General features: G+C 67.4%; 13 protein-coding genes and 1 pseudogene. 9 read left to right on the forward strand and 5 right to left on the reverse strand.

Annotation, left to right across the window (positions count from 1 at the left end; translation table 11 throughout):
• Positions 1 to 188: 188 nt before the first annotated feature.
• Together BSE24067_RS13685 and BSE24067_RS13690 are read right to left on the reverse strand one after the other, a co-directional pair.
• A complete protein-coding gene (locus tag BSE24067_RS13685; protein ID WP_151065015.1) occupies positions 189 to 740 on the reverse strand; it encodes a hypothetical protein in 552 nt (183 codons plus the stop codon).
• Between the two features lie 307 nt (positions 741 to 1,047).
• Positions 1,048 to 1,872 carry an IclR family transcriptional regulator gene (locus BSE24067_RS13690; protein WP_420883493.1) on the reverse strand — a complete coding sequence of 275 codons (825 nt, stop codon included), beginning with the start codon at positions 1,870 to 1,872 and terminating at the stop codon, positions 1,048 to 1,050.
• Positions 1,873 to 2,351: 479 nt separating this feature from the next.
• On the opposite strand from BSE24067_RS13690, the gene BSE24067_RS13695 reads away from it, so the two are divergent.
• Entirely contained in the window at positions 2,352 to 3,200 is an 849-nt protein-coding gene (locus BSE24067_RS13695) for an ureidoglycolate lyase (protein WP_151065014.1), read from the forward strand.
• Positions 3,201 to 3,387: 187 nt separating this feature from the next.
• Here BSE24067_RS13695 and BSE24067_RS13700 read toward each other — a convergent pair whose 3' ends face one another.
• A complete protein-coding gene (locus BSE24067_RS13700) occupies positions 3,388 to 3,771 on the reverse strand; it encodes a VOC family protein (protein WP_151065013.1) in 384 nt (127 codons plus the stop codon).
• A 232-nt stretch (positions 3,772 to 4,003) separates the two neighbouring features.
• Between BSE24067_RS13700 and BSE24067_RS13705 the strand changes: the two genes are divergently transcribed.
• Positions 4,004 to 4,660 (forward strand): CGNR zinc finger domain-containing protein, encoded by a 657-nt coding sequence (locus BSE24067_RS13705; protein WP_151065012.1) that lies wholly within the window; start codon positions 4,004 to 4,006, stop codon positions 4,658 to 4,660.
• A 62-nt stretch (positions 4,661 to 4,722) separates the two neighbouring features.
• On the opposite strand, the gene prpR is transcribed toward BSE24067_RS13705, so the two are convergent.
• Positions 4,723 to 6,714 carry a propionate catabolism operon regulatory protein PrpR gene (prpR, locus tag BSE24067_RS13710; protein ID WP_151065011.1) on the reverse strand — a complete coding sequence of 664 codons (1,992 nt, stop codon included), beginning with the start codon at positions 6,712 to 6,714 and terminating at the stop codon, positions 4,723 to 4,725.
• A 170-nt stretch (positions 6,715 to 6,884) separates the two neighbouring features.
• Here prpR and prpB point away from each other — a divergent pair, with 170 nt between their 5' ends.
• The 7 genes and pseudogenes from prpB (at position 6,885) to BSE24067_RS13745 (ending at position 14,935) form a co-directional block, all read left to right on the forward strand.
• The gene (prpB, locus tag BSE24067_RS13715) at positions 6,885 to 7,778 is read left to right on the forward strand and encodes a methylisocitrate lyase (protein ID WP_151065010.1); all 894 of its coding nucleotides are present in this window, start codon (positions 6,885 to 6,887) and stop codon (positions 7,776 to 7,778) included.
• A gap of 107 nt (positions 7,779 to 7,885) precedes the next feature.
• Positions 7,886 to 9,058, forward strand: coding sequence for a bifunctional 2-methylcitrate synthase/citrate synthase (gene prpC / locus BSE24067_RS13720; RefSeq protein WP_040138846.1), 1,173 nt, complete (start codon positions 7,886 to 7,888; stop codon positions 9,056 to 9,058).
• 85 nt (positions 9,059 to 9,143) lie between these two features.
• Entirely contained in the window at positions 9,144 to 11,738 is a 2,595-nt protein-coding gene (gene acnD / locus BSE24067_RS13725) for a Fe/S-dependent 2-methylisocitrate dehydratase AcnD (RefSeq protein ID WP_151065009.1), read from the forward strand.
• Between the two features lie 27 nt (positions 11,739 to 11,765).
• A complete protein-coding gene (prpF, locus tag BSE24067_RS13730; RefSeq protein WP_151065008.1) occupies positions 11,766 to 12,956 on the forward strand; it encodes a 2-methylaconitate cis-trans isomerase PrpF in 1,191 nt (396 codons plus the stop codon).
• Positions 12,957 to 13,238: 282 nt separating this feature from the next.
• Complete coding sequence (locus tag BSE24067_RS13735) at positions 13,239 to 14,291, forward strand: CaiB/BaiF CoA transferase family protein (protein WP_151065007.1); 1,053 nt, start codon at positions 13,239 to 13,241, stop codon at positions 14,289 to 14,291.
• Positions 14,292 to 14,476: 185 nt separating this feature from the next.
• A complete protein-coding gene (locus BSE24067_RS13740) occupies positions 14,477 to 14,656 on the forward strand; it encodes a type II toxin-antitoxin system Phd/YefM family antitoxin (RefSeq protein ID WP_244130503.1) in 180 nt (59 codons plus the stop codon).
• A pseudogene (locus tag BSE24067_RS13745) lies at positions 14,653 to 14,935 on the forward strand (type II toxin-antitoxin system RelE family toxin). The gene BSE24067_RS13740 and the pseudogene BSE24067_RS13745 overlap by 4 nt, the downstream one beginning before the upstream one ends.
• Positions 14,936 to 15,006: 71 nt before the next feature.
• Here BSE24067_RS13745 and BSE24067_RS13750 read toward each other — a convergent pair.
• On the reverse strand, positions 15,007 to 15,450 hold the full coding sequence (locus tag BSE24067_RS13750) for a PaaI family thioesterase (RefSeq protein WP_151065006.1): 444 nt from the start codon (positions 15,448 to 15,450) through the stop codon (positions 15,007 to 15,009).
• Positions 15,451 to 15,677: the final 227 nt, after the last annotated feature.

A 15,677-nucleotide genomic window follows, 5' to 3' on the forward strand; every position in this document is an offset into this window, starting at 1 on the left:
GGACGCTTCGGTGAGTCCTTCCGGGAGCTCGAGGTGAGCTTTTCCAGGATCGACTGGTGAGGGCTTTCAGGAGCCTTCGGTGAGATTTTTCGGGAGCCTGGGAACGAAGCGCTCGGGCGGGCGCGGCGCGGGCGTTTGCCGGCGTCCGCGCCATCACGGGCACGCATGAACCGTGCCCGCGGCGGGTTTCACGCCGCGAGTTTCGACGCTGCGTCGTTCACCTGTTCGCGCGAAATCGCGAGTTCCTCGAGGTGCGCGTCCGCATACACGCCGCCGGTTTCGCGCTCGAGTCGCGCGATCGTCAGCGCGCAACGTGCGGTGTCTTTCGGCATCGCGATGAAACGCTTGACCGACTCGCCGGACGTAAATGCATCGAACAGCGCACTGCGCACATCGTCCGGAAGCGTCTTGGTCCATTGGTACGGCTTGCCGTTGAACGTGATCGACGGCGGCAGCGCGCGTTCCTTCTTGGTGGCCGTGATCAGGCCGTAGGTGCGTGCGGCGTCGCCGATCTGCTCGGGCGAGAAGAGTTCGTCGGGCGTGATGTCGAACTGCTCGATGTAGTTCTCGATCGCGAGCATCGCCGCGGCACGGTCGTCGCGCTTCTTCTGCGCGCGCGCGACGATGTCGCGCAGCTCGTCCGCTTCTTCGGGCGTGATCGTGAAGCTTGCCTGCTTCTGCTGAAGTTCGGAGAAACGCTGGAATTCTTGATCGTTCAGAAGTTTGGCCATGACATCCATCGGATACGACGGCCGCGACAGCCGGCCGCCGTAGTTTTTGAGAGGGCCGCTATTCTAGCGTAGCGCCGCAGGCCCGGCGCTCGCGCATCCGCGAACGACCGCGAACGACCGCGAACGACCGCCGAACCATTCATCGAACGACCGCCGAACGTCGCGCCGCGCCCGCGCGCGATGCCGCAATGGTTCGGATGCCGCGGCGGCCTCGCCGCAGCCGAGTCTCGTTGGCCAAGAAAATCGCGAAAGCCCGCGCCCGCTCAAGCGACCGACCCACCGCCCGACCGGCCGGCTCCAGCGTGCTGCCGCGCGTTCAGCAGGCCTGCACGCGGCACATCGACAACTGGCCTGCCGTATCGCGCAGCCCCGCGACGACGATGTCGATAGACGGCGCCATGTGCGCGTCGATCCGGCGCATGTACGGGCAGGTCAGCACCGCGATCGCGTGGCCGGCCGGGCCGAGGATCGGCGCGCTGAGGTCGGTGACGCCATACGCCTGGCGGCTGTCCTGGCGCACGTAGCCGGACTGACGGATCGACTGGCACGCGTACGCGAGTTCCTGCTCGTTTATCGGCGTTTCGCCCTTGACCTTGCGATGCTCGGCCAGCATGTGCGCACGCTGCTCGGCACTCTGGAACGACAGCATCACGCGGCCGGACGCGGTGTCGGCGAGCCCGACGCGCGAGCCGAGCCGCACCGACACGCCCCACGGGCCGGGGCCGTCGACCTGCGCGATCACGAGCAGGTTGCCGCGATCGTAGACGGTCAGATGGCACGACTGTTCGGCGGCATCCGCGAAGCGCTGCATCAGCGGCAGCGCCTCGGCGATCAGCCGGTTCATCGGCGGATGCCGGTGCGCGAGCGCGAACAGTTTCAGGCTGAGCGTGTAGCGGTCGCCGCCGCTCGAGCGCATCACGTAGCGGCGCGCGACCAGCCGTTCGAGCATCCGGTAGATCTCGCTCGCATTGCGGCCGAGCTCCTTCGTGATTTCGGTGCGCGTGAGCCCTTCCTTCTGTTCCGACAGGAGTTCGAGGATGTCGAGACCCTTGTCGAGCGCGGGCGCGCGGTAGCGGTCGGCTGCGCCCGGCGATTCCCGTGCGTCGCTGCCGGGAAGCGGAGTATTGGTTGATTGCATCATGGATATGAGGTCCGGGAATGGCCGATCGGTGGCGACGCACGCTGGCCTTCTGCACGCTGGCCGGTGACGACCGCATCCGATGCGGCCGCCATCCGCGCGAGCTTATCAACAAACTTCCAGTGTGCAATGCAGCGTCTTTTTACCGATCGTTACCGAGCAAGAACGGATCAGATGTCGTTCTCGATGACAGGGTCGCAACGAATATTGTTTATTCACGTTCCGATGTCGACCAGCGATGCAACCCGGCATCCCGCGATTGGCGCAGCCAGCCCGATGCCGCTGTGCAATCCCCGCAGGCGCACCAATAGTCGGTATCCGTCGCGCGCCATTTCACGGCGCGCCGCCGATGGTACAAAGAGCAGCGGGCCAACGACGGCGCCGACCCGCGTCAACGACGATCGGCATTCAGTCCGGCGCGTGGCCGCAGGCGGCTGCGTCGGCCGGTATCCTGTCACATTCGACAACAGAGGTTGAGCACGATGAAACTGCTTCGCTATGGCCCGTCCGGCCAGGAAAAGCCCGGGATTCTCGACGCGGACGGCCGCATTCGCGACCTGTCCGCGCACGTGCCGGATCTTGCCGGCGACGTGCTGTCCGACGCCGGCCTCGCCCGCCTGCGCGCGCTCGATCCTGCTGCGCTGCCGCTCGTCCCCGGCGAGCCGCGCATCGGCGCGTGCGTCGGTCGCGTCGGCAAATTCATCGGCATTGGCCTGAACTATGCCGATCACGCGGCCGAGGCCGGCATGCCGGTGCCGAAGGAGCCGGTAGTGTTCGGCAAGTGGACGAGTTCGATCTGCGGCCCGAACGACGGCATCGAGATCCCGAAGGGCTCCGTGAAGACGGACTGGGAAGTCGAGCTGGGCGTCGTGATCGGCGCGACGGGCAAGGACGTCGACGAAGCGCGCGCTCTCGATTACGTTGCCGGCTACTGCGTCGTCAACGACGTATCCGAGCGTGAATGGCAGATCGAGCGCGGCGGCCAGTGGGACAAGGGCAAGGGCTTCGACACGTTCGGGCCGATCGGCCCGTGGCTCGTCACGCGCGACGAGGTGCCCGATCCGCAGCGTCTCGGCCTGTGGCTCGAGGTCGACGGCCACCGCTATCAGAACGGCAACACGCGCACGATGGTGTTTACGGTCGCGCAATTGATCGCGTATCTGTCGCGTTGCATGACGCTGCAACCGGGCGACGTGATCACGACCGGCACCCCGCCCGGCGTCGGGATGGGCATCAAGCCGGCGCCAGTGTTCCTGAAGGCCGGCCAGACGTTGCGCGTCGGGATCGACGGACTCGGCGAGCAACTGCAGCGTACGCGCAACGCGCAGTAAGCGCCGACGCGCTCAGGCCGACGCCGCGCGGGCGTGCGCTCGCGGCCGGCTCCGCGGCCGACCCGCCGCCCGAGCGACGCAACGGCGTCTGTCGCGCACCGACCGCCGATCCGCTAGATACGAGAGCCCGATTCCGCGCGATGCGGAATCGGGCTCTGGTCGTTCATCCGCATTCGCCTTTCGCGAATCAGACGACGTTGTCCAGCTCGCAATGGGCTTCGAGCCGATATCCGTCGGGATCGACGACGAACGCCGCGTAATAGCCGGGACCGTAGCGTTCGCGCTTTCCCGGCCCGCCATTGTCCTGTCCGCCATGCTCGAGCGCGGCGCGGTAGAACGCATCGACTTCCACCGGCGACGCCGCGCGGAACGACACGTGCAGCCCCGAATCCGGATCGGCGACGACAGGGCGCTTCGCGTGCTGCAGCCACAGCACGGGTTCGGTGGTGCCGTAGCCGAGCGATGCGTCGTCGCTATGCAGCCGCTTGTAGCCGAGTGCGCCGAGCGCGCTGTCGTAGAAAGCGCGGCTGCGGTCGATGTGGGCAACGCCGAAGGAAAGATGATCGATCATTTGTGGCTCCTTGAACTGAGACGGGGTGGCAGCGCAAAACCTGTTCCAGTCGCCTGGCGCATCGTGCCGAGCGTGCTGTCTTGGAGCGTGCGGCTGCGGCCGGTGTGGACAACTCCGCACGAAAGTCGATTGTTCGTCTGTGGCGCTCTGAATCGAACGCGCGTCAGTGGCAAGCCATTCATAACCACCATGCAGGTTATGTTAGGAACCGCGCCGATGCTTGTCAACCGGCATGGTGGTTAGATACGATCGCGTCATGACTAGAACGCAACCTTCCGTCACTACCGACTGCCTGATGCCGGCGCCGTCCGAAACGTTGAGCATCGATTTCGCGAACACGCTGTACTGGCGCGGCGCGGATACGCCGACGGAGACCTTCCGCACGCTGGACGAGCTGTTCGCGTGGTGCCGCGAGCAGGCGGGCGTGCCGGCGCGCGTGGCCGACGCGTGTCTCGCATATGAAAAAGAGAAGAAGGAGCAGGGTGACGAGCCCGCGATCCTGGCGCGCGCGCTCGCGTTGCGCGAGGCGCTGTATCGGCTCTTTCACGCGCAGGCCGAGCGGCGCGAACCCGAGGCCGACGATCTGGTGCTGCTCGGCGGTTTCCTCGCGGAAGCGGCGCCGCGCATCGCGCTCGCGCGGATCGACGGCGCCTATGCATGGCGAGTCCCGGAAGCGGACGTATCGCTCGGGCGGCTGCTGAGCCCGGTGCTGTGGTCGGCGACCGACCTGCTGGGCGGCGCGCGCCTTGCGAAGGTCAAGCGTTGCGCGAACGACGCATGCCAGTGGCTGTTCATCGACGACAGCAAGAACGGCAGCCGCCGCTGGTGCTCGATGTCGTCGTGCGGGAACCGCGCGAAGGCCTACCGCCATTATCACAAGACCGAGTGACGGCAACGCGCGTCCTGCGCGTCACGTCTCCGTCGTCCGAATCCCGCCCGCCGAATCCGACTCTATTTCGCGGACAGCTTCCGCCACAGCGTCGTCTTGCTGATGCCGAGCATCGCGCACGCGCGATCGCGGTCGCCGCCGCACGCGTCGAGCACCGCGCGGATCTCGTCGGCTTCCGCGCGGCGGCGGCGCGCATGGAGCGTCCGCGCGTCGCCGGCCTCGGCCGTATCGAGTGCGTCAACCGGCGCCGCGACCAACTCGGGCGCGATCACCTGCAGCGCCTCGGCCGCGAGCACGGGGCAGGGCGCGTCCGGATCGCGCTCGTCGACTTCCTCGGCCAGTTCAACGGCGATTCGCTCGACGACGTTCTGCAATTCCCGCACGTTGCCGGGCCAGCGATACCGCGCGAGCGTCGCCTGCGTCGCGTCGAGCACGCGCATCGCATCGCCGAGCTCGCGCACGCGTTCGGCGAGCCGCGGCTCGCGCCGTGCGGCCTGCACGAGCAGCGTCGCCGCGAGCGCGGGGATGTCGGTGGCGCGCTCGCGCAGCGGCGGCAGCCCGATGTTCAGGATGTTGAGCCGGTAGTAGAGATCCGCACGGAACGTACCGGCCTCGACGGCCGCGAGCAGCGGCCGGTGCGTCGCGGCGATCACGCGCACGTCGATGCGGATCGGCTCGGTCGACCCGAGGCGGATCACCTCGCGCTCCTGCAGCACGCGCAGCAGCCGGCTTTGCAGCGACGGCGGCATCTCGCCGATTTCATCGAGAAACAGCGTGCCGCGGTGCGCGGCCTCGACCAGCCCCGTCTTGCCGCCGCGTCGCGCGCCGGTGAACGCGCCTTCCTCGTAGCCGAACAATTCGCTCTCGAGCAGTGCTTCCGGAAACGCGCCGCAGTTGACCGCGACGAACGGATAGCTGCTTCGCGCGGACAGCGCATGCAGGCTCTGCGCGATCATCTCCTTGCCGGTGCCGCTCTCGCCGAGCACGAGCACGGTCGCGTCGGATTTCGCGTAGCGGCGCACCAGATCGCGCACGCGCGTCATCGGCGCGGATGTGCCGACCACGTCGTCGAGCGCATAGCGCGCCGCGAACTGCTGCGTGTTCGGCTGCGAGCGCAGCGCGCGGTCGAGCCGCTCGACCGCGCGCGACTCCTGAAACGTCAGCACGCTGCCCGACGTGACGCCGCGGTCGACGAGCGGCCCGCGATGCACGACGTAACGCACGCCGCGCACGGTCGCGAGCGCGTCGCCGTCCTCGCCGCGCAGCGTGCGCAGCTCGGGCCGCAGGTCGACGAGCGCGCGGCCGACGGCCGCCGCCGGTTCGACTCCGAGCGCCGACGCGAGCCGCTCGTTGATCGCCTCGACGCGGCCGCGCGCATCGAGCGCGACCACGCCGTCGCGCAGGTGCTGCAGCAGGTTGTCGAGCCGCTGGCGGCGAAACGCCTCGGCGTGCGTGGCATACGCGACTTCGAGCGCCGTCTCGACCGCCTTGCGCACCGACGCGTGCGAATACAGGAACACCGCGCCCATGCCGGCGCTCGCCGCGAGGTCGGTGACGAGGCCGGGGCCGACGATCGTCTCGATGCCGCGATCGTGCAGGTCGTGCACGCAGGCTTCCGCTTCCTGCGCGGACTGATATGACGCAAACTGCACGTCGAGGCCGTACGCGGCGACGAAGCGGCGCACTTCGGGCGGCGTCTCGCCGGCGCTGACGAGCGCGATCCGCGAGGCGTCGCGCCGCGCGCGCGCGAGCGCCTGCATCACGTCGAAGCCGGTCGGCGACACGACCACGACCGGCACCTGCGCGCGCGTCTTGAGGAAGCCGCCGTTCGAGCCGGCCGCGACGATCACGTCGGGCCGCGCGGTGCCGGCCTCCGCGATCGCGCTCAGCGCGTCTTCGTACGCGCGCGCGACGATGCGCACGTCGGCGCGTTCGTCGAATTCGCCGGCGATCTCGCGAAACAGGTCGCGCAGGCGGCTGATGCCCATCGCCCAGATGCGCGGACGCACCGTGCGGTCGGCCGGGCCGACTGGCTTGGTCGAGGAGAGGTCCATGGCGACCGATTATGCGCGTGCGATTTCATTTTTGAAACATGAAATTGCCGAATTGAAATCTCGGGGTGAAACGCCGTTGACGACGCTTGCTTAAGAATCAGTGAGTTAGCCGGGTTTTGCGAACTGGCCCGGTCCTTGCTGTTCATGGTCATTCCTTCAGGAGGCCGTTCATGAGCAACACGCATCTTCAGAGCGCCGGCGCGAAGTTTCGCGCGGCAGTCGCGGCCGAACAGCCGCTGCAGGTGGTCGGCGCGATCACCGCGTATGCGGCCAAGATGGCCCAGGCCGTCGGTTTCAAGGCCGTCTACCTGTCGGGCGGCGGCGTCGCCGCGAATTCGCTCGGGATTCCCGATCTCGGCATCAGCACGATGGAAGACGTGCTGATCGACGCGAGCCGGATCACCAACGCGACCGATCTGCCGCTGCTCGTCGACATCGACACGGGCTGGGGCGGCGCATTCAACATCGCGCGCACGATCCGCTCGTTCATCAACGCGGGCGTCGCGGCGGTCCACATCGAGGACCAGGTCGGCCAGAAGCGCTGCGGCCACCGTCCGGGCAAGGAGGTCGTGCCGACCGAGGAAATGGTCGATCGCGTGAAGGCCGCGGTCGATGCGCGGACCGACGACCAGTTCGTGATCATGGCCCGCACCGACGCGGCCGCCGCCGAAGGGATCGACGCGGCGATCGAGCGCGCGATCGCCTATGTGGAAGCCGGCGCGGACATGATCTTCCCGGAAGCGATGAAGACGCTCGACGACTACCGCCGTTTCAAGGCTGCCGTGAAGGTGCCGATCCTTGCGAACCTGACCGAGTTCGGCTCGACGCCGCTGTTTACGGTCGACGAGCTGCGCGAGGCGAACGTCGACATCGCGCTGTATTGCTGCGGCGCGTATCGCGCGATGAATAAGGCCGCGCTGAATTTCTACGAGACGCTGCGCCGCGACGGCACGCAGAAAGCCGCGGTGCCGACGATGCAGACGCGCGCCGAGCTGTACGACTTCCTCGGCTATCACGCGTACGAGCAGAAGCTCGACGAGCTGTTCGCGCAGGGCAAGAAGTAACGCGCCCGCGCGCCGGGACACGGTTCCCGGAACGCATTGCATGAAGCCGGGGCGCGCGCCGCAGCGCCGGCCCCGGCCGAGATCGATCCCCATTGGAGAACGGAAACATGAGCGAGACGAAAGACGCAGCAGCACCGGCCGCCGCAGGCGCGTTCAAGCCGAAGAAGTCGGTGGCGCTGTCGGGCGTGACGGCCGGCAACACGGCGCTGTGCACGGTCGGCAAGACCGGCAACGACCTGCACTACCGCGGCTACGACATTCTCGACGTCGCCGAATCGTGCGAGTTCGAGGAAATCGCACACCTGCTGGTGCACGGCACGCTGCCGAACCTGACCGAACTGGCCGCGTACAAGACGAAGCTGCGCGCGCTGCGCGGCCTGCCGAGCGCGCTGAAGGCGGCGCTCGAGCAGATCCCGGCTTCCGCTCATCCGATGGACGTGATGCGCACGGGCGTGTCGGTGCTCGGCACCGTGCTGCCGGAGAAGGACGATCACAACCTGCCGGGCGCGCGCGACATCGCCGACCGGCTGATGGCGTCGCTCGGCTCGATGCTGCTGTACTGGTATCACTTCTCGCACAACGGCAAGCGCATCGAGACGGAAACCGACGACGACTCGATCGGCGGCCACTTCCTGCACCTGCTGCACGGCAAGACACCGTCGAAGTCGTGGGTCGACGCGATGCACACGTCGCTGATCCTGTATGCGGAGCACGAGTTCAACGCGTCGACGTTCACGGGCCGCGTGATCGCGGGCACGGGCTCGGACATCTATTCGGCGATCACCGGCGCGATCGGCGCGCTGCGCGGGCCGAAGCACGGCGGCGCGAACGAAGTCGCGTACGAGATCCAGAGCCGCTACAGCTCGCCGGACGACGCCGAAGCCGACATCCGCCGCCGCGTCGAGAACAAGGAGGTCGTGATCGGCTTCGGCCATCCGGTCTACACGATCTCCGATCCGCGCAACAAGGTGATCAAGGGCGTCGCGCACAAGCTGTCGAAGGAAGCGGGCGACCTGAAGCTGTACAGCATCGCCGAGCGGCTGGAATCGGTGATGTGGGACGCGAAGAAGATGTTCCCGAACCTCGACTGGTTCAGCGCCGTGTCGTATCACATGATGGGCGTGCCGACCGCGATGTTCACGCCGCTGTTCGTGATCTCGCGCACGTCCGGCTGGAGCGCGCACATCATCGAGCAGCGCATCGACAACAAGATCATCCGCCCGAGCGCGAACTACACCGGTCCGGAAGACCTGCAGTTCGTGCCGATCGAGAAGCGCTGATCGCTGCGCCGCGCGCGCCGGCGCCCGTGACGCGGGCCGCCGCCGGCGCGCGCGGCATGTCTCACCCCGAATTCCGCCCCACATCATGAATACCGCCTACCGCAAACCCTTGCCCGGCACGTCGCTGGACTACTTCGACGCGCGTGCCGCGGTCGAAGCGATCGCCCCCGGCGCATACGACACGCTGCCGTACACGTCGCGCGTGCTCGCCGAAAACCTCGTACGGCGCTGCGATCCGGCGATCCTCGCCGATTCGCTGAAGCAGATCATCGAGCGCAAGCGCGAGCGCGATTTCCCGTGGTTTCCGGCGCGCGTGGTGTGCCACGACATCCTCGGCCAGACGGCGCTCGTCGACCTGGCAGGCCTGCGCGACGCGATCGCCGAGCGCGGCGGCGACCCGGCGAAGGTGAACCCGGTCGTGCCCGTGCAGCTGATCGTCGATCACTCGCTCGCCGTCGAATGCGGCGGCTTCGATCCGGACGCGTTCGCGAAGAACCGCGCGATCGAGGATCGCCGCAACGAGGATCGCTTCCACTTCATCGAATGGACGAAGCGTTCGTTCGAGAACGTCGACGTGATCCCGCCGGGCAACGGCATCATGCACCAGATCAACCTGGAGAAGATGTCGCCGGTGATCCAGGCGCAGGACGGCGTCGCGTACCCGGACACCTGCGTCGGCACCGACAGCCACACGCCGCACGTCGATGCGCTCGGCGTGATCGCGATCGGCGTCGGCGGGCTGGAAGCCGAGAACGTGATGCTCGGCCGCGCGTCGTGGATGCGCCTGCCCGACATCGTCGGCGTCGAGTTGACCGGCAAGCGTCAGCCCGGCATCACTGCGACCGACGTCGTGCTCGCGCTGACCGAGTTCCTGCGCAAGGAGAAAGTCGTCGGCGCGTATCTGGAATTCCGCGGCGAAGGCGCGGCGAGCCTGACGCTCGGCGATCGCGCGACGATCTCGAACATGGCGCCCGAATACGGCGCGACGGCCGCGATGTTCTTCATCGACGGCCAGACGATCGACTACCTGCGCCTCACCGGCCGCAGCGACGAGCAGGTGAAGCTGGTCGAGACGTACGCGAAGACGGCCGGCCTGTGGGCCGACACGCTGAAGAACGCGCAGTACGAGCGCACGCTGACGTTCGACCTGTCGAGCGTGGTGCGCAACATGGCCGGCCCGTCGAACCCGCACAAGCGGCTGCCGACGTCCGATCTCGCCGCACGCGGCGTCGCCGGCCGGTGGGAAGAGAAGCCGGGCGAGATGCCCGATGGCGCGGTGATCATCGCGGCGATCACGAGTTGCACGAACACCAGCAATCCGCGCAACGTGATCGCCGCGGGGCTGCTCGCGCGCAACGCGAACGCGAAGGGCCTCACGCGCAAGCCGTGGGTCAAGAGCTCGCTCGCGCCCGGCTCGAAGGCGGTCGAGCTGTATCTGGAAGAAGCGAAGCTGCTGCCCGAACTCGAGAAGCTCGGCTTCGGCATCGTCGCGTTTGCGTGCACGACCTGCAACGGGATGTCGGGCGCGCTCGATCCGACGATCCAGCAGGAAATCGTCGATCGCGACCTGTACGCGACGGCCGTGCTGTCCGGCAACCGCAACTTCGACGGCCGCATCCATCCGTATGCGAAGCAGGCGTTCCTTGCGTCGCCGCCGCTCGTCGTCGCGTATGCGATCGCCGGCACGATCCGCTTCGACATCGAGAAGGACGTGCTCGGCCACGATCAGGACGGCCGGCCCGTCACGCTGAAGGACATCTGGCCGACCGACGAGGAGATCGATGCGATCGTCGCGTCGAGCGTGAAGCCCGAGCAGTTCCGCAAGGTCTACGAACCGATGTTCGCGCGCACGGCCGATGCGGGCGAGCGCGCGGCGCCGCTGTACGACTGGCGGCCGCAGAGCACGTATATCCGCCGTCCGCCGTACTGGGAAGGTGCGCTGGCCGGCGAACGCACGTTGAAGGGCATGCGCCCGCTCGCGGTGCTCGGCGACAACATCACGACCGACCACCTGTCGCCGTCGAACGCGATTCTCGCGAGCAGCGCGGCCGGCGAGTATCTCGCGAAGATGGGCCTGCCGGAAGAGGACTTCAACTCGTACGCGACGCACCGCGGAGACCACCTGACCGCGCAGCGCGCGACCTTCGCGAACCCGACGCTCGTCAACGAGATGGCGGTCGTCGATGGCGCCGTGAAGAAGGGCTCGCTCGCGCGCGTCGAGCCGGACGGCACGGTCATGCGGATGTGGGAAGCGATCGAGACGTACATGAATCGCAAGCAGCCGCTGATCGTGATCGCCGGTGCGGACTACGGCCAGGGCTCGTCGCGCGACTGGGCCGCGAAGGGCGTGCGGCTCGCGGGCGTCGAGGCGATCGTCGCCGAAGGCTTCGAGCGGATCCATCGCACGAACCTGATCGGGATGGGCGTGCTGCCGCTCGAATTCAAGCCGGGCACGAACCGGACGACGCTCGGCATCGACGGCACCGAGACCTTCGACGTGATCGGCGAGCGCACGCCGCGCGCCGACCTCACGCTCGTGATTCATCGCAGGAACGGCGAACGTGTCGAGGTGCCGGTGACGTGCCGGCTCGATACGGCCGAGGAAGTGTCGATCTACGAAGCGGGCGGCGTGCTGCAGCGTTTCGCGCAGGACTTCCTCGAGTCGTCGCAGGCGGCTTGACCCGGTCACACAGGGACAACACACAACATGGCTCACATTCCTCAAATCAGGATTCCCGCGACCTACATGCGCGGCGGCACCAGCAAGGGCGTGTTCTTCCGGCTGCAGGATTTGCCGGACGCCGCGCAGACGCCGGGCGCCGCGCGCGACGCGCTGCTCTTGCGCGTGATCGGCAGCCCCGACCCGTACGGCAAGCAGATCGACGGGATGGGCGGCGCGACGTCGTCGACGAGCAAGACCGTGATCGTGTCGAAGAGCACGCGGCCCGGTCACGACGTCGATTACCTGTTCGGGCAGGTCGCGATCGACCGCGCGTTCGTCGACTGGACCGGCAACTGCGGGAACCTGTCGGCGGCGGTCGGCCCGTTCGCGATCGGCGGCGGCCTCGTCGATGCGTCGCGCGTGCCGCGCGACGGCATCGCGACCGTGCGCATCTGGCAGGCGAACATCGGCAAGACGATCATTGCGCATGTGCCGATCGTGAACGGCGCGGTGCAGGAGACGGGCGACTTCGAGCTGGACGGCGTCACGTTCCCGGCCGCCGAAGTGCAGCTCGAGTTCATGGACCCGGCCGCCGAGGAAGAAGGCGCGGGCGGCTCGATGTTCCCGACCGGCAACCTCGTCGACGATCTGGCCGTGCCGGGCATCGGCACGCTGAAGGCGACGATGATCAACGCGGGGATCCCGACGATCTTCGTCGAGGCTGAAGCGATCGGCTACACGGGCACGGAATTGCAGGACGCGATCAACGGCGACCCGAAGGCGCTCGAGAAGTTCGAGACGATCCGTGCGCACGGTGCGTTGCGCATGGGGCTGATCGACACGCTCGACGAGATCGCGACGCGTCAGCACACGCCGAAGGTCGCGTTCGTCGCGAAGCCGGCCGACTATGTCGCGTCGAGCGGCAAGCGCGTGAATGCGGGCGATGTCGACCTGCTGGTGCGCGCGATGTCGATGGGCAAGCTGCACCACGCGATGATGGGCACGGCGGCGGTCGCGATCGGCACGGCCGCGGCGATTCCCGGCACGCTCGTCAATCTCGCGGCGGGCGGCGGCGAGCGCAACGCGGTGCGCTTCGGTCATCCGTCGGGCACGCTGCGCGTCGGTGCGCAAGCGCGGTTCGAGAACGGCGAATGGACGGTCACGAAGGCGATCATGAGCCGCAGCGCGCGCGTGCTGATGGAAGGCTGGGTGCGGGTGCCGGGGGATGCGTTCTGATACGCGTCGGTTATCGCTCGCGAAGCGGCGGCGACCGGTAATCGATCCCTGCACGGCGTATCCCGCCGTGCAGGGATTTTTTGTTGATGCAGGCGTCGGTGCCGAAAGGTTGATGTGGGTTGGTTGCGAAGCACGGGGGCAGCGTGAATGCCGAAGCGCCAACCTGGGCCGACCGCGAAGCATGGGGCCCACGTAAGCGCTAACGCGCCAACGTGGGTCGACCGCGAAGCATGGGACCCACGTAAGCGCTAAAGCGCTAACGTGGGTCGACAGGAGAATCGTATGTCGCCAGGTGTCCCGCTGTCCGGCGTCCACATCGTCGAATTCGAAGGCCTCGGCCCGGGCCCGCTCGCGGCCTGGATGCTCGCCGGCATGGGCGCCCGCATCACGCTGATCACACGCCCGGCCGGCCGCACGAGCGCACCCGACGCGCTACGGGGCCGCGACGGCGACCTGCTGCGCGAAGGCAAGACGATCGTCGAACTCGACCTGAAAACCGCGGCCGGCCGCGACGCCGCGCTCGCGCTGATCGCACAGGCCGACGCGCTGATCGAAGGCCTGCGGCCCGGCGTGATGGAGCGCCTTGGCCTCGGTCCCGACGATTGCGCACGCGCCAATCCGACACTCGTGTACGGACGCATGACCGGCTGGGGCCAGGACGGCCCGCTCGCGTCGGCTGCCGGACACGACCTCAACTACGTCGCGCTGACGGGGCTGCTTTCGTTGTCCGCGCCGCGCGACGGGCGGCCGGGCGTGCCCCCGACCGTCGTCGGCGACGCGGGCGGCGCGCTCGGGCTTGCATTCGGGATCGTCTGCGCACTGTTCGACGTGCGCGGCGGCGGCGCGGGGCGCGTGGTCGACGGTGCGATCGTCGACATCGTGTCGATGCTCGGCTCGCTCGCGCTGTGGGCGCGTGCGAACGGACAGCTCGACGGCGCGCAGCCGAGCCTGTTCCACGACGCGCCGTTCTACGATGTCTATCGCTGCGCGGATGGCGAATACGTGACGATCGGCGCGCTCGAGCCGCCGTTCTATGCGCTGCTGATCGAGCGGCTCGGGTTGACCGACGTCGATCCGGCGTCGCAGTACGACCGCGCGCGCTGGCCGGCGCTGAAGGCGCGTTTCGCGGATGTGTTCGCGCAGCAGCCGTCCACATACTGGCGCGGGCTGCTCGAAGGGACGGACGCGTGCTTCGCGCCAGTGCTGAGCATCGCCGACGCAGTCGCGCATCCGCACAATTCGGCGCGCGGGATCTACCGCACCGATGCGGCCGGCAACATCCGGGCGCGCGTGGCGCCGCGGTTCATGCCGTTGAAGGCGGATGGAGCGGAATAGGTCCGCGTCGGCATCGGTCCCGAACACTCGACACGGTGCGGCGAGACGACGAAAGACACCAAATATGGTGCTGAATTTGGTGCTAAATAGAGCAAAATCGGGCTTCGATCGATGAAGGCGCCGATGTGCGTCACACTATCCGAGCCAACGTTACGGCGAGCGTTTCGGAGCTGAAGCGCAATCCAATGGGCGCCGTCGCGGCGGGCGAGGGCTTTCCGGTCGCGATTCTGAATCACCACGCGCCCGCGTTCTATTGCATTCCGGCGAAGACGTGGGAAGCGATGGTCGAACGTCTCGAAGTCATCGAAGGCAACGCAGTCGCCAACGCGCGAGCCAAGCAAGGTCGTCAACGTCAAGCCGAATGACCTTTGAGCTGGCCTTTCTCGAACCTGCGCCGAGAGAGTGGAAGAAGCTCGATCGCACCATCCGCGACCAGTTCAAATCTCGACTTGCCGAGCGGCTCCAGAACCCTCGCGTTCAGTCGGCCAAATTGCATGGCCATCCAGACCGCTACAAGATCGAGCTGCGTAGCGCCGGCTACCGACTCGTCTGCGAGGTGCGGGGTGTGGAAGTGATCGTGCGTGTCGTTGCAGGGGGGGCGACGCGATCGCGACGCCGTCTATCTTGCTGCGATGAAGCGATAGACCGGGCCGGCGCGAAATCGCATTGCCTGTGGCCGGTCACGTGATCACCGGCGTGCCGGCCCCAAAGCAATTCACGCCTTTTCCTCCGGCGCATCCGGCATCTTCCCGTCGCCGACGCGATTGATCGTGCCTTGCGCGATCGCGACGAGCCGCTCGTGATCGCCGTCGATGACGAACACATGACACTGGCAGGTCGCCTGGTGCCGCCCCGCGTAGACGACCTTCGCGCGCGCGACGAGCGTGCCGTTCACGGCCGGCCGCAGGTAGTTGATCTTGTATTCGGCGGTGATTACGCGCGGGCCGAGCACGAGCGCGCCGGCGAACGTCAGCGCGTTGTCGGCGAGATAGCCGATCACGCCGCCGTGCACGAAGCCGTGCTGCTGCCGCAGTTCGTCCCGCACGGGCAGGCACAGCGACACCTCGTTGTCGCCGATATGCATCAACTGCGTGCCCAGCAACATGCTGAACGGTTGCGCGCGCAATGCGCCGCGCGCGTGGTCCGTGATGTCCGTCATCGAGTTGCCTCGCAATGCGTGTCCGCTTGCGCTGAACTCTAGGAAGGGGGCTGCGGATAAGCAAGGAAATTCGTCCGCTTTTCGTGCAATTGCCGACGCGATGCGACGCGATTATTGCGTCGAACGTCGGAGTTGTCCTCGTTTGACGGCGATTCGACAGGAATGACGCGGCAGCAGCACCGATACGCACACCCTTGCCGGCAGCCCCAGCCGGGCGTATGCAACCG

Origin of the sequence: Burkholderia latens (assembly GCF_902499045.1) — a bacterium.
GTDB lineage: Bacteria > Pseudomonadota > Gammaproteobacteria > Burkholderiales > Burkholderiaceae > Burkholderia > Burkholderia latens.

Excerpts from the sequence above, each read along its gene's own strand:
- BSE24067_RS13705 (WP_151065012.1), top strand. The coding sequence starts at position 4,004 with ATGGTGGTTAGATACGATCGCGTCATGACTAGAACGCAACCTTCCGTC.
- prpB (WP_151065010.1), top strand. The coding sequence starts at position 6,885 with ATGAGCAACACGCATCTTCAGAGCGCCGGCGCGAAGTTTCGCGCGGCA.
- BSE24067_RS13700 (WP_151065013.1), bottom strand. The coding sequence starts at position 3,771 with ATGATCGATCATCTTTCCTTCGGCGTTGCCCACATCGACCGCAGCCGC.
- BSE24067_RS13695 (WP_151065014.1), top strand. The coding sequence starts at position 2,352 with ATGAAACTGCTTCGCTATGGCCCGTCCGGCCAGGAAAAGCCCGGGATT.
- prpC (WP_040138846.1), top strand. The coding sequence starts at position 7,886 with ATGAGCGAGACGAAAGACGCAGCAGCACCGGCCGCCGCAGGCGCGTTC.
- BSE24067_RS13690 (WP_420883493.1), bottom strand. The coding sequence starts at position 1,872 with ATGATGCAATCAACCAATACTCCGCTTCCCGGCAGCGACGCACGGGAA.
- BSE24067_RS13685 (WP_151065015.1), bottom strand. The coding sequence starts at position 740 with ATGGATGTCATGGCCAAACTTCTGAACGATCAAGAATTCCAGCGTTTC.
- BSE24067_RS13740 (WP_244130503.1), top strand. The coding sequence starts at position 14,477 with ATGGGCGCCGTCGCGGCGGGCGAGGGCTTTCCGGTCGCGATTCTGAAT.
- BSE24067_RS13750 (WP_151065006.1), bottom strand. The coding sequence starts at position 15,450 with ATGACGGACATCACGGACCACGCGCGCGGCGCATTGCGCGCGCAACCG.
- prpF (WP_151065008.1), top strand. The coding sequence starts at position 11,766 with ATGGCTCACATTCCTCAAATCAGGATTCCCGCGACCTACATGCGCGGC.
- BSE24067_RS13735 (WP_151065007.1), top strand. The coding sequence starts at position 13,239 with ATGTCGCCAGGTGTCCCGCTGTCCGGCGTCCACATCGTCGAATTCGAA.
- acnD (WP_151065009.1), top strand. The coding sequence starts at position 9,144 with ATGAATACCGCCTACCGCAAACCCTTGCCCGGCACGTCGCTGGACTAC.
- prpR (WP_151065011.1), bottom strand. The coding sequence starts at position 6,714 with ATGGACCTCTCCTCGACCAAGCCAGTCGGCCCGGCCGACCGCACGGTG.